Origin of the sequence: Bacillus pfraonensis, assembly GCF_050768835.1 — a bacterium.
In the GTDB taxonomy this organism is placed as follows: Bacteria; Bacillota; Bacilli; order Bacillales; family Bacillaceae_G; genus Bacillus_A; species Bacillus_A pfraonensis.
Genome location: NZ_JAHCDO010000024.1, coordinates 36,842 through 50,083 on the forward strand (window position 1 = coordinate 36,842; position 13,242 = coordinate 50,083).

The following is a 13,242-nucleotide window of genomic DNA, read 5'->3' on the forward strand; positions in this document are numbered from 1 at the left end:
TATGCAAATGTTGAGCAACTGTGCCTGTCAGCTTCATATACTTGTAATAAAAAGCTCTACACTTTTTCAACATTTTAGAAACAAAAGGAGTGCTCAGGTTATGTCCACTCAAAATCAAAATGATAAACTTGGTGCTTTATTAAAAAAATTATTAAAAGAACGCGCCCTTTCTATGCGCCAATTAGGAACACTTACGGACATTGATCCTTCAACAATTTCAAGAATTATAAATGGAAAACAACAGGCAAAACAAAAACATCTACAAAAATTTGCAAAATGTTTGCAAGTTCCACCGCAAATATTATTTGATGCAATGTATACAGAACCTCCTCATGAAAAAAAAGAAACAACAGATATGTATACATCGCTTGATTCAATCCAACAAATATTACAATCCTCTAACTTATTTGATTATGAGTACACAACAACTCGGGTGAAACAAGAACTTGAAAATTATGAACGGTACGCACAAACAACAGAAGGCCAAAGGCGTATTCATGAGAGTTTTTCAACAAAATTAGAACAAATTGATAGTACAGGACCTTTCATTGAGCAATTAACTGATATGTATCGTCAATTTTGTAAAGAATCTATTTCTTTAGAAGAACACGCTATTATTGGCAGTGCCCTACTTTATTTTGTTTTAGCAACAGATATTATTCCAGATTATATATTCCCTATCGGCTATTTAGACGATGCAATTGCGGTGGAGTTAGCAAAAGAGAAATTGGCTGAAATAAAAAAGAAAACTTAAAACTTTTATTAAAGACAAAAAGAACTATTCCAAATTTTTTAGTTTCACTAACATTTGAAATAGTTCTTTTCATTTTTCAACTTATAATGATTGATTATCCGCGATATTCGGGATGATTATGACGTTGACAGCCAAATAGATAGCATCCTGTGGCAATCGGTACTTCAAATTTCATTCGTGGAATATCCCCTGACATAATCCTTTCTATCATATGATCATATTTTCTCTTATTACAAATTAGCTCTCCAACATACTCTTCTTTATCATCTTCTGTCCACCCTGCATCACATACCTCGTCTAAAGTAGACTGAATGTATTCATCCGTTTGTTCAATTACTTTACTGATTATTTCTTCAGCATAAGTTATGGAACCCATTTTCAGTAGGGAATATATATATCTGCTTATCCAACTAGGCTCTTTCCAATAATCTTTCCACCCTTTTTCAAACCACGTGATTGCTTCTTTGAAATATCCCAATTCTACATATAATTCTGCCACTTCAATTTCTCCTACAAAATCATTATCTTCCTCTGAAAACAAATCTAATTTTTTTTTTGCTTCTGCCGTATTCCCAAGTTCAATTAAGCATTTAACATGGCTGTACATATAATAACCTGAGTTGCTTGCGTCCATAAGAAAATATTCCGAAGCACCCTTTAACTCTCCAAGATAATACTTAGCTATACCTAAATTTTGTATGCTTCAATGGATGGGTGAATTGCAATAGACTGGAGCAAAATATTAGAAGCATCTTCCCACATTTTTTTCTTTATATAAATTTCCCCTAGAAGATTATATGGAAAATGCGAGGATGGCTTCATCTCTATAACTTCTGTCATCAATTCAAAGGCAGTTTCAATATCATCTTCTTCATTGCTATAAATCCAAGCAAGATTGTTCAACGATTGAACATCTCTTGATACTTGCACCGCCCTTTTGAACAATTCAAGCGACTCTTCATATTCATTTTTTTCGAGTAACTTAATTGCCTGTTGATTCAGATTCACTTACATTTCCCCTTTACTATATTTAGTATTATTTTATCATTCATATATTTTAGGGACTAAAAAAACGTACAAACACCCAGTTTGTACGTCTCCACGACAGGTACTTCTTATCTTACATGATGTACCTTACCGTTTTATTAGCAAAACCTTAAATTTTTCTTATTTTTGTGTATGACACCATTCATATATGAAAGCAGTAATAACCTTCGTAAACTCTACTAATTGATTAATTTGAACTTTTTCATTTACAGAATGCGCTTCTTCTAACGTACCTGGCCCATAAATGACAGCCGGAATATTGAACTCACTAAACCACCCACCATCTGTTACTGTTGCTGACATATCTAGAGTTGCACTGCGTTGTAATGTAGATTCATGTACCGCAGCAAGTTTCTGTACTGCTGGATGCTCTTTGTCTACTTCTAGTGAAGGAAATATTTCACCCCGGTCAACAATCATCGATTCTCCGCCCCACTTAAACTGTGGTGGGTTTTCACGAAGCCATGGATCAGCCGCAGCCACCCTGCCAATATACTCTTCAATTTCCTTTGCAACCTGATCATGTGTTTCATTCGGATAGAAATGTACTGTAATCCAGAGCTTGCATTCATCTGCAATAAAAGCCGCATGACGCCCACCTTCAATAACAGCTGGATTAATCGTTGTTATTCCTGATGGATACCCTTCATATGTTTTCATTACCGCCCAGTGCCTTTCTAACTCTTGCAAACCTTGTACAATCTTCATCATTTTTTCAATCGCACTTGCTCCAAACAAACGGCCACCAGCATGAATCATTTGCCTGCGCGTTGCATCATGAAATGTTTGTGGACTTTTTACTGTAATCCATCCTGTAATGACGCCTCCTTGGCCTTGCATATGTAAATCACTCGTATCCACAACTACTGCAAAATCAGCATCATATCCACGTTTACAACATTGAAGTGTACCTGCTTCTCCTACTTCTTCTCCAATTACTGACTGAAAAATCAAATCTCCAGGCAATTCAACTCCAGCTTCTTGCAAAAGTTGAATCGCAAATAAGGCTCCAGCTAATCCACCTTTCATATCAGCTGCACCACGCCCAACTAGCCATCCATCTTTCACAAATGGTTCAAAAGGGCTCGTCTCCCAGTTCTCATCAACTGATACTTCTGCCACGTCCATATGTCCATTAATGATTAAACTTTTATGCGAATCGCTAGCTGTCCCCTTTTTTACACCAACAACATTCGGATCATTCGGATAGACATCCCATTTATCAATTGTAAAATCACGTTTTTTCAAGAAATCAGTGACAAATTGCTGTGCTCCACTTGTATTTCTTGCTGGTGGTGCTGGCGTTTCAAAGCGGATTAATGTTTTTGTAAGTTCTAGTAGCTCTTCTTTTCGTGAATCGATTTGTTTTAATAGCTGTAAAACTACTTGATCCATTGCTAGTTCCCCTTTACATATAAAGTATGTTTCCAACTTTATTCTCACAAAAAAAGAAACAGTTTACAATTTAACTGTCTCTTTTAATCTATAACTTAAGATAAACCTTCTCTTACTCATTCATAAATTAGAATCTCCTCACAAACTTTGCACTTCTGTTGTATCCGTCTTTTCAATACGTTCCATTTTACTTTTCTTATTTTTCGTAACACGGTAAAACAATAAACAAACGATCATAAATGGAATACCACAATACAGTGCCATTCGTTGTTCCGGAATAAACGCCATACTAACAATTACCGTTAAATTTAATCCCAAAGCAAGAAGTGGAACAAATGGATACAATGGTGTTTTAAATTTCAAGTCCTTAATATCTCCCCCTTGCTTTAAGTATGTTCTTCTAGACAAGAGATTAGATAAAGCAATAGATGCCCAGACCAATATTGCACCGAATCCTGCAATGGAAAGAAGCCATAAATAAACTGTATCCTCTGCATATATACCACATAATAAAGAGAGACAACCAACAATGGTACTTACAATTAATGCATAAATTGGAACACCATTTTTAGATAACTTACCAAAAACCGGACTAATCATCCCTTGATTAGACATAGACCATAGCATACGAGAAGTTGCATATAATCCAGAATTTGCTACTGATAGTACCGCTGTAATAATAACGAAATTTATAATATCTGCAGCATAAGGAATACCAATTTTATCAAATACAACTACGAATGGACTTTCTATCACTCCTGCTTGTTGCCAAGGGAATAGTCCCGCAAGTATAAAAATGGACAGTACAAAGAAAACGAGTATACGCCAAACTGTATTATTAATAGCTTTTGGAATGGTTTTCTCTGGATTTTCGCTCTCTCCAGCCGCGATACCAACTAATTCTGTTCCCTGAAAGGAAAAATTAACTGCAATCATTGTAATTAAAATAGCTGTTAACCCATTTGGAAACAATCCTCCATAATCAGTAAAGCTAGAAAGCATTGGCGCTGGTTCATTTCCTTTCATATCTAGGAAACCAAACATAGCTGCCCCGCCTAAAATAATAAATGCAATAATCGTAATTACTTTAATGCTTGCAAACCAAAACTCGACCTCTGCAAAACTTCTTGAAGATAGTGCATTAATAGCAAAAAGCAAAACAGCAAAAACTACGCACCAAATCCACGATGATACATCTGGAAACCAACGTTTCATTAAGATACTAACTGCTATCAACTCAATTCCTATCGTAGCGGACCAGTTTAACCATGACATCCACCCCACTACATAACCAACCGCAGGTGAAATATGCTTTGTAGCATATGTTTGATAAGATCCTGCATCAGGCATAGCAACCGCCAGCTCTCCAAGACAGAGCATCGTCAAATACATTACAAATCCCCCAACAAGATAAGCTACAATTGCTCCTCCAGGTCCAGCCTCATGAATTGTATAACCTGACCCTAGGAAAAGTCCGGTACCAATAACTCCCCCAAGTGCAATCATAAATAAATGTCGACTTTTCAACTCCCGCTTTAATTCATGGTTTTGATTTGCCATATAAATCCCCCTTTTAGTTTTGTAAGGACACATTTATGTAAACGCTTTAATTTTTTTAAAAAAATATAAAGGATACTAGAAACTAGTAATGTCTAAAGGCTGTATTAATCACTACCTGTTATTAACATGTCATCTCTTACTGCTATTAATCGTGTTTTATTAGTAATACTTTGTCCCTCTTCTACTTCTAACAATACGATATCACCACTGATTCCCACTTTAACTTCTACTTTCTCTTTATCTATTGTTTCAATTAACGCTAATTTCTCCCACTCATATACATAGGAATTCTCTTTAACAAACAATTTCTCTACTTTCCCATAACAAGGACTGTACACGTTTTCTATGACCGCCTTCATTTTATAACCTCCTCTCTCTTATTAAGTGCTGCTGAAAAGTTGCACATCCTATAGAACTTTCAACTCAACCCTAATCTTTAAACTTAGTGCTGTTAACTTCTATTCATGCAAGATACATACCAACCCCAATTTTTATATAAAATTAGAATTTCATACGGTAAAAAGCTTAATAAGCGCAAAAATTTTTCTAGCATTTTAAAATTTTTAATAGAAAAAGTGCAAAAAAATTTTGCGGTTTTACAAGAATTTTAATAAAATTATAAAAAGTCAGTCTTCATAGGGTATAACGAGGAGAAGATGATACATGCATACAGAAGAAATCAATTTCAAAAAATTAGTTGAGATGAATATGCTATATGAAAATTTACTCAATGAACTTGATATTGGGATCCATATTATTAATGAGGAAAGTAAAACGATAATCTACAATCGGAAAATGATGGAAATAGAATCGATGGATCGTAAAGACATACTATATAAAAATCCTTTGGAGGTATTTGCATTTGAAGAGAATCAAACTAGCACTCTTATAGAGGCACTAAAACTCGGAAAAACTAAAAAAAACGTAAAACAGACTTATTTTAATAATAAAGGAAAAGAGATTACAACAATTAATGATACCTTCCCCATAATAGAAAATGGAAAAATCAAAGGGGCTGTTGAAATTTCAAAAGACATTACCCAATTAAAGCCAATGATGAAAACAAGTCTTACTCGAAGACAAAATACTAAGTTTACCTTTAATCATATAATAGGTAATTCTAGGGAAACTCAATCGATCATTACCGAAGCAAAAAAAGTCACACGTACATCATCCTCCATACTTATCGTAGGAGAAACAGGAACTGGGAAAGAATTATTTGCGCAAAGTATTCATAATAAAAGTCATCGTTCAACAAAGCCTTTTATCTCACAAAATTGCGCTGCTATACCAGAGACCCTAATGGAAAGTCTATTATTCGGAACGAACAAAGGCGCTTTTACAGGTGCAATAGATAAACCTGGTTTATTTGAAGAAGCGAATGGTGGGACTTTATTGCTAGATGAAATTAACTCATTAAGTCCAGCTCTTCAAGCTAAATTATTGCGTGCTATACAAGATAAAACAATACGCAGAGTCGGAGGAGCACAAGAAAAAGAAGTAGATGTCCGAATCATAGCAACCATTAATGAAGACCCTGTTGAAGCTATAACACACAATCGATTAAGGAGAGACCTATATTATCGATTAAGCGTTGTAACTTTATTTCTTCCACCTTTAAGAGAGCGAAAAGAAGATATCTCCATGCTTGTTCATCATTTTATTGAAAAATATAATATCGAATTTGGCTTAAAAGTAAAAGGAATAGATTCAAACGTAAAAGACTGCTTTTATAACTACGATTGGCCTGGTAATGTAAGGGAGTTAGAACATATGATTGAAGGCACTATGAACTTAATAGAAGAGGAAGAAATCATCACAACAGTCCATATCCCTACACGCTTTTATGAACTAACCAAAAGAGAATATGGCTTCCATCCGCCAATAAATAGTCAGAATACCAATGATACACCTAAACCTTTGAAGAACACACTAAAAGAAATGGAAAAGGAATACATTGATCAAATTCTTAAAGAAAATAAAGGGAATATCTCACAAACAGCAAAATTTTTAGGACTTAGTAGGCAAAACCTGCAATATCGATTAAAAAAATATAATTTAAACAGCTAAGAAGACCTATATATCATATTGATTTCTTTACAATTTCTATAAGTACACTCAAAAAAAGGAAGGGTTGTTCCCCCTTCCTTTTTTGATTTATATCTATATCAACTACAAAATTATCTAAAAATCTACCTTCTCCAAATACAATCCACTTGCATCTGCAAGACAATTAATTTGATTTCGTTGTTTCGCCTCTAAAATTTGCGGGATCGCATCTGCATCTAACTGACCTAAGCCAACTTCTACTAATGCTCCAACGATCTTTCTCACCATATTGTGAAGAAATCCATTTCCGCTCACTCGAATTTGGATAAAACCTTCACTTTCCGTGACATCAAGCATATATATTTCTCGAACCATAGATTTCTTTTTCGATTTGGCATTCGAAAAAGCAGTAAAATCATGTGAACCAATGAAATATTGAGCTGCTCTCTTCATACTTTCAATATTTAACTTTTTCGGAACGTGCATACTGTATTTACGCATAAACGGATTTGTATGTTCCTCATTCCAAATTTTATATAAATACGTTTTCGATTTTGAGTTGTAGCGAGCATGGAAGCGTTCTGGAACTAACTCTACATCAGTAATACTAATATCGTTTGGTAAGTATTGATTTAAATACTTTTTAACTTTCGGTTCTGATAATTTCTCTTCAATCTTGAAATTAGCTACCTGATTAAGAGCATGTACACCAGCATCTGTTCTGCTGCAACCAATGATTTCTATCTCTTGTCCGATCATTTCTGATAATACACTTTCGATTTTGCCTTGAATCGTATTATCATTATTTCCAAGTCGCTGCCAACCTTTATAGCGTCCACCGTCGTATTGAATTGTTAATTTGTAGTTATTCATTATATTCTCCTTGCTTTCTAATGGCTAAATAAAATATAATCCCTCACATAACTCCTACTTTGTGAGGGAACGTATCCTTATTTTAAATAAATTATCATATCTTTTTATGACTTAAGTCTACTTGCAAATAAGCTTCTCTACATTCTACACATGAAAGTAGTATAACTGCAAGCTCCATTCTCTTATATACATTCATAACTTTTCTTATTGAACAGCAAGTAAAGAAGCTGATTTACAAACATTTCAATTACGCTCGGAAAACGGTAGCAATCATATTCTATTTTCTTTAACAACGCGATCAACAAACAGAATAATCAGACACTTAATCTTTCATCCTTTATAGAAGGAAGCCAGCAAGTATAATATAACGAATAGCATGCACTAACGCATGTGCTATTATTGCATATTGCAACCCCATCTTCTGATATAGCCAACCAAAAATCATTCCAAAAATACCATTGAGTAAAAAGCAACGTATCAGAAGGAGAGTATTCAAAGCTCCAAAGGTTAGAATTGTTGCCGGAATATGCCCTGCTGCAAATAATAGCGCTGATAAAATATTGGCACATACAAATATCCAAACTGGGATATTTTCTTTTTCTTTACTACGGGCAAACAGTTTCCATAAGATAAAAGAAATCAATGACATAATAAATAATCTCACCATAATTTCTTCTAGTACTCCGCCATAAATAACAGACGTTACTAAATAAAGCAGTGAATAATTATCTTTCGTATAAGTTGCTGCAACTTCAGGCATCATTCTGGCAAAAATAAAGTTATCCAATATTATAAAAAACAAGCTAGCTACAGTGCTAATGCCTACCGTAATTAGAACGTTCCTCTTAGCAAAATTAAATTTTTTTAGCAGGTTTACCTTATCCGCTAAAACATACCCAAAAAACCCCATAATGCCAGCGTATAAAATACCACTTTGTATACTTACAATCAAAATATACATTTCTTTCGACGTCTGAGCTAATATCTGATTATGCATTTCCTGATTCATCAATAAAAAGCTATAAAATCCACTTAGTACTCCGCCAATAATACCTATTGGTAACATATAAAGTGAAAATTTTAATGCGCTCTTATAAATTTTTTTCATATTCGTTCATCCCCAATTTAAATTTTAAGGTCCCAACGATGCTCTTATATCTTGGTATTTCCGCCAAAATAGCAAATGCAGGGTTTTCTATAATCCCTTGCAGCATACTTGCTTTGATAGTCTCTTTGTTCCGAACAGTCTTTGATCCTAGCTTAAATTCCTCGAACCAATCATCAATAGCGTCAAAGTAAGAATCGCCATGTAAATTATATAAGGAAAAATTCAAAGTACAGACAGCCGAATACTTTTGCAACATATCCAATGCCTTTTCATAATTTCCCTGCATACAATACACCTGTGCAGCCGTATTATATACCTTGACCATCGTATTGGGATGTAGCTTCTCTAAGCCATAAGTATCTGCAAGGACAAAAGTACGTTGTAAGATTTCCTCTATTTTTTCTGCATTTGGCGCATTTAGCAGTAGATACGGTGGTATTACTGCAACCAGTCGTATCAAGTGCTGATACATACTAATTTGCATAACTTCATTAGCTTTTTTCACGTTTCCCATCATTTGATACGCCTGTGCTACCATTTCATCATCCGGAGAATGCGGACGAATGGTTTCACCTAGTAACCCCAAGACCTCCTGTGGTTTTTGTAAAACGAGATAACAGATAGCTTCCAATGAGACCGCTTCTTTTGCAAGCGAAACATCCTCGCTTTCTGTTTTTACCCGAATACATAAACTGATAGCTTCCTCAAGAACTTCTATCCGTTTTTCCGATTCTGCCGCCAACATATGGTGATTTGCAAACAGCCCGGCCATCTGAAGCAATAAAGGAAAGCAGGAATAATATTTTTTTATAATCGCTCTGCATTCTTCAATTACTTCGTCAAAAGGCTCTTCAGCAAAATCTGATGCCAGTTTGTGATATAACTTTTTAATATCATCCTGTGTCATTTGCGGTGCATATCCCATTAGTTCGTCTATGCTAACATTGAAATATGCTGCCAGCTGAGGCAGAAAGGTGATATCCGGATAACTTTGATATGTTTCCCATTTTGAAACAGACGCCTTTGTAACACCGATATATGCCGCCAGTTCTTCTTGTGTAATTCCTTTTTCTCTACGCTTTGCAATAAGTGTTTTAGCAATATTAATTTCTTTCATTTCGTCACCTCACTTATAATTATATGTTTTCATAACATTCTAACCATAGATTTAAAGTTGACTTTAGTTGTTAAAATCAACTGCAAGGAAACTTTAAATAGCTTTTAATGGAAATCGACTAAAATACAAAATAAGGCTTCCCGAAATTACCACGTAAAGTGTAGAAACTTCGGAAAGCCTAATGTATAAACATTTGTAGCTCTTTATTTTTTATTTTCTAACAAGCTTAACCACATTCTCAACATGTGCTGTATGCGGGAACATATCCACTGGCTGTACATACTCCACTTCATAGCTCTTCATTAATGTTTTCACATCACGCGCTAATGACGAAGGGTTACAAGAGACGTATGCAACCGTTTTTGGTTTCACTTTTAAAATGGTTTCCAATAATTTATCATCACAACCTGTACGAGGTGGATCAACCACAATTACATCTGGACGCCAGCCTTCTTTAACCCACTTTGGTAACCATTGTTCTGCTTTACCAGCTTCGTACTTCGTATTTGTAAATCCGTGACGCTTCGCATTTTTCCTTGCATCTGCAATCGCTTCTGGAATCACATCCATACCACGTACTTCTGCTGCATCATTTGCCAACCACAGTCCAATTGTCCCAACGCCGCAATATGCATCAACGATTTTTTCTTTTCCTGTTAACGCAGCAGCTTTTTTCGCTTCATTATAAAGGACAATAGTTTGTTCTGGGTTTAACTGGAAGAATGCACGTGCTGATAATTCAAATGATAAATCACCAAGTGTTTCTTGAATGACTTCTTTTCCAGCTAAGCGGAACGTTTTATCTCCAAAGATAACGGATGTTTTACGACCATTTACGTTTTGCATAATCGATTTTACTGATGGCATTTGTTTTTGTATTTCTGCAATAAATTGCTCTTTATTCGGGAATTCGTCTTTTGCTGTAATTAATGTAACTTGCACTTCCCCCGTTTGAACTGCTACGCGCGTTACAATTGTACGTACAAGACCTTTTCCTTTACGCTCATTATAAATAGAAATATTTAATTTCTCTAAAATACGTTTTACAACTTTTGTTGCTTCATTCGTTGCCTTATGCTGAATCATACAATGAGCAATATCAATTAAACGATGTGAGTTTTGCTCATATAGTCCCGTAATAACCTTTTCATCTTTTCGTCCCACTTGTAATTGACTTTTATTACGATAATGCCATGGGTCTTCCATGCCAAGTGTTGGGCGAATTTTCTCTTCCAGACTATGATTCATATACTTTTGGAACGCTTGTACAACAATATCACGCTTTTGATTTAATTGTTCTTTGTAATCTAAATGCTGAAGCTGACAGCCACCGCACTTATCATACACTGGACATGGCGCTTTCACACGATGCGTTGAAGCTTTACGAATCGTTTTTACTTTCGCCTCTGCAAAACCACGCTGAATTTTCGTTGTCTCTGCAACAACTTCCTCCCCTGGTAATGCACCTGGAATGAAGACAACTTGTCTCTTAAAATAACCAACGCCTTCTCCGTTAATCCCAAGACGTTTAATTGTCACAGGAAACGTTTGGCCAACTTCCAACTTACTCTCTTGTTGCTTTTGTACCATTGTTACACCTCTACTCTATACTTTTCCATAAATATAACGCTGCATAACTGCAGTATGGTTCACACTCTTGTTTCACTTGTTCTAACAGTGCATCATCTGGCTTATTTTCCAATTGAAATACACCTTGAAGCGCACGCTGAATCCCGATATCTGCTTTCGGAAACATATTTTTTCGCCCGAGTCCAAATAATAAAAAATTTTGCACCGTCCATGTACCGATACCTCGCACTGGTAACAATTGTGCTGATACTTCTTCGTCTGTTTGATTTTCTAGCTCCACTAAGTTTAACTTACCTTCCACAATATGTTTTGCTAGCCCTACCATATATTCCGCTTTCCGCTGACTAAACTTCTGATTTCTGAGCTCTTCTATTGAAATTTTTGATACCCTTTCTGGTGTCGGAAAAAAGAAAACACCATTCTTCTCGGTTCCATATCGTTTTACAAATTGTTCTGTAAGAGCCGTAGCAAATTTTAAATGAACTTGTTGATGAATAATACAACGAAGAAGACAAGCAAAATAATCAAACTCTAAAATAAGCGGTGTATAGGCATATGTTTCAAAAAGTGGACGTAATGATGTGTTTCTGAAATGGGTTTGTATATCTTGAAAAGATTCATTCCATTGAAAAATGGAATAGATGCGTTTCATAACTTTTTCTTGTTCACCTGTCTGGCTTGAAATCCAAAATTGCGGATTTTGAAGCGTACCAATTCCTTGTACGCGGACAACAATTTGTTCTTCACCCATAAGAAGTGGGATATAAACGATTTTCTCTTCTAATTGAACAACATTTAGTGGGTCAAAAGACAAACGCCTGAGCACCTCTTCAAAATGGTACGGATCCTTTAACGTAACATGTTCGCTCCACATACGTTTCCCCATCCTTTTTACACATCATTATATCATGAGAAAACCGTAAGCATACATGCTTACGGTTGATTGCTTTTTACTAAATCATCTAGGCTTTTAAAATGATACCCTTTCTCGCGTAAATCATCAATGATTTTCGCTAATGCTTCCGTGTTATCCTTTGACACTGCGTGTAATAAAATAATTGCTCCCGGATGAATCATATTCATAACATTATTATGCGCATACTGCCATCCTCGTTGTTGATCGACTTTCCAATCAAGAAAAGCAAGTGACCAAAATACATTATAATAGCCCATTTCTTTTGCAAGCGCTAATGTACGTTCACTAAAAATCCCACGGGGTGGTCGTAAATATTTTACTTCCTTTTGTCCAGTAACATTCTTAATTTCATCTGTTACACTTTGCAATTCTTCACGAAGTTTTGCATCATTTACTGTTGTAAAATCTGGATGAGTCTGTGAATGATTACCAACAATATGCCCTTCATTTACCATTCGTTTCAATAAATCTTTTTGCCCTTTTATATAATGACCTGTTACAAAAAATGTGGCCGGTACTTTCTTTTCTTTTAATACATCTAAGATTTTTGCAGTATATCCATTTTCATATCCATTATCAAATGTTAAGTATATATCCTTTTTCTTTGTATCTCCCAGATAAAAGCCACCATTATTGTGGACTAAATTAGTAAATTTTTCCCCTGCATCTGGTGGTGTCTCATTTTTCGCTCGTGGAATCCCCCAGTGATTTGGTGCATTCGTATACGCGAAAGTCGAAACTGGAACAAGTGCCATTATAATTGAAAAAATGAGACCTATATATAACCATTTATGCTTCATAAATAGTCTCCTTTCCATATATCATCGTACCTG

At 35.3% G+C, this 13,242-nt stretch carries 11 protein-coding genes and 1 pseudogene; 2 read left to right on the forward strand and 10 right to left on the reverse strand.

Translation table 11 applies throughout. The annotated features are described in order from the left end of the window. Positions 1-100: 100 nt before the first annotated feature. Positions 101-754: a helix-turn-helix domain-containing protein gene (locus tag KFD70_RS21270; RefSeq protein ID WP_336453317.1), complete on the forward strand. Its 654-nt coding sequence runs from the start codon at positions 101-103 to the stop codon at positions 752-754. 94 nt (positions 755-848) lie between these two features. Here KFD70_RS21270 and KFD70_RS21275 read toward each other — a convergent pair. The 4 genes and pseudogenes from KFD70_RS21275 to KFD70_RS21290 all read right to left on the reverse strand — a co-directional run bounded on the left by KFD70_RS21275 (position 849) and on the right by KFD70_RS21290 (position 5,115). Then, positions 849-1,762, reverse strand: a pseudogene (locus tag KFD70_RS21275) (tetratricopeptide repeat protein). Positions 1,763-1,921: 159 nt separating this feature from the next. Beyond that, on the reverse strand, positions 1,922-3,196 hold the full coding sequence (locus tag KFD70_RS21280) for an acetylornithine deacetylase (RefSeq protein WP_336453316.1): 1,275 nt from the start codon (positions 3,194-3,196) through the stop codon (positions 1,922-1,924). 138 nt (positions 3,197-3,334) lie between these two features. Next, positions 3,335-4,756 carry an amino acid permease gene (locus KFD70_RS21285; RefSeq protein WP_336453315.1) on the reverse strand — a complete coding sequence of 474 codons (1,422 nt, stop codon included), beginning with the start codon at positions 4,754-4,756 and terminating at the stop codon, positions 3,335-3,337. Positions 4,757-4,860: 104 nt separating this feature from the next. Further along, on the reverse strand, positions 4,861-5,115 hold the full coding sequence (locus KFD70_RS21290) for a biotin/lipoyl-containing protein (RefSeq protein ID WP_336453314.1): 255 nt from the start codon (positions 5,113-5,115) through the stop codon (positions 4,861-4,863). A gap of 304 nt (positions 5,116-5,419) precedes the next feature. On the opposite strand from KFD70_RS21290, the gene KFD70_RS21295 reads away from it, so the two are divergent. Continuing rightward, a complete protein-coding gene (locus tag KFD70_RS21295; RefSeq protein ID WP_336453313.1) occupies positions 5,420-6,826 on the forward strand; it encodes a sigma-54 interaction domain-containing protein in 1,407 nt (468 codons plus the stop codon). A gap of 114 nt (positions 6,827-6,940) precedes the next feature. Here the strand turns inward: KFD70_RS21295 and truA are convergent, their stop codons facing one another. The 6 genes from truA to pdaA all read right to left on the reverse strand — a co-directional run bounded on the left by truA (position 6,941) and on the right by pdaA (position 13,209). Continuing rightward, positions 6,941-7,678 carry a tRNA pseudouridine(38-40) synthase TruA gene (gene truA / locus KFD70_RS21300; RefSeq protein WP_336453312.1) on the reverse strand — a complete coding sequence of 246 codons (738 nt, stop codon included), beginning with the start codon at positions 7,676-7,678 and terminating at the stop codon, positions 6,941-6,943. A gap of 337 nt (positions 7,679-8,015) precedes the next feature. After that, positions 8,016-8,786 carry a CPBP family intramembrane glutamic endopeptidase gene (locus tag KFD70_RS21305; protein WP_336453311.1) on the reverse strand — a complete coding sequence of 257 codons (771 nt, stop codon included), beginning with the start codon at positions 8,784-8,786 and terminating at the stop codon, positions 8,016-8,018. Then, the gene (locus KFD70_RS21310) at positions 8,770-9,903 is read right to left on the reverse strand and encodes a helix-turn-helix domain-containing protein (RefSeq protein WP_336453310.1); all 1,134 of its coding nucleotides are present in this window, start codon (positions 9,901-9,903) and stop codon (positions 8,770-8,772) included. Before KFD70_RS21310 ends, KFD70_RS21305 begins: the two co-directional genes overlap by 17 nt. 210 nt (positions 9,904-10,113) lie before the next feature. Beyond that, positions 10,114-11,493, reverse strand: a complete 1,380-nt coding sequence (gene rlmD, locus KFD70_RS21315; protein ID WP_336453309.1) for a 23S rRNA (uracil(1939)-C(5))-methyltransferase RlmD — start codon at positions 11,491-11,493, stop codon at positions 10,114-10,116. Positions 11,494-11,503: 10 nt separating this feature from the next. Next, positions 11,504-12,367 carry a DNA-3-methyladenine glycosylase family protein gene (locus tag KFD70_RS21320; protein WP_336453308.1) on the reverse strand — a complete coding sequence of 288 codons (864 nt, stop codon included), beginning with the start codon at positions 12,365-12,367 and terminating at the stop codon, positions 11,504-11,506. A gap of 59 nt (positions 12,368-12,426) precedes the next feature. After that, a complete protein-coding gene (pdaA, locus tag KFD70_RS21325; RefSeq protein ID WP_336453307.1) occupies positions 12,427-13,209 on the reverse strand; it encodes a delta-lactam-biosynthetic de-N-acetylase in 783 nt (260 codons plus the stop codon). Positions 13,210-13,242: the final 33 nt, after the last annotated feature.

Bases quoted from the DNA above. Each gene is read 5' to 3' on its own strand.
- KFD70_RS21310 (WP_336453310.1), bottom strand. From the start codon at position 9,903: ATGAAAGAAATTAATATTGCTAAAACACTTATTGCAAAGCGTAGAGAA.
- pdaA (WP_336453307.1), bottom strand. From the start codon at position 13,209: ATGAAGCATAAATGGTTATATATAGGTCTCATTTTTTCAATTATAATG.
- KFD70_RS21290 (WP_336453314.1), bottom strand. From the start codon at position 5,115: ATGAAGGCGGTCATAGAAAACGTGTACAGTCCTTGTTATGGGAAAGTA.
- KFD70_RS21280 (WP_336453316.1), bottom strand. From the start codon at position 3,196: ATGGATCAAGTAGTTTTACAGCTATTAAAACAAATCGATTCACGAAAA.
- truA (WP_336453312.1), bottom strand. From the start codon at position 7,678: ATGAATAACTACAAATTAACAATTCAATACGACGGTGGACGCTATAAA.
- KFD70_RS21270 (WP_336453317.1), top strand. From the start codon at position 101: ATGTCCACTCAAAATCAAAATGATAAACTTGGTGCTTTATTAAAAAAA.
- KFD70_RS21285 (WP_336453315.1), bottom strand. From the start codon at position 4,756: ATGGCAAATCAAAACCATGAATTAAAGCGGGAGTTGAAAAGTCGACAT.
- rlmD (WP_336453309.1), bottom strand. From the start codon at position 11,493: ATGGTACAAAAGCAACAAGAGAGTAAGTTGGAAGTTGGCCAAACGTTT.
- KFD70_RS21305 (WP_336453311.1), bottom strand. From the start codon at position 8,786: ATGAAAAAAATTTATAAGAGCGCATTAAAATTTTCACTTTATATGTTA.
- KFD70_RS21320 (WP_336453308.1), bottom strand. From the start codon at position 12,367: ATGTGGAGCGAACATGTTACGTTAAAGGATCCGTACCATTTTGAAGAG.
- KFD70_RS21295 (WP_336453313.1), top strand. From the start codon at position 5,420: ATGCATACAGAAGAAATCAATTTCAAAAAATTAGTTGAGATGAATATG.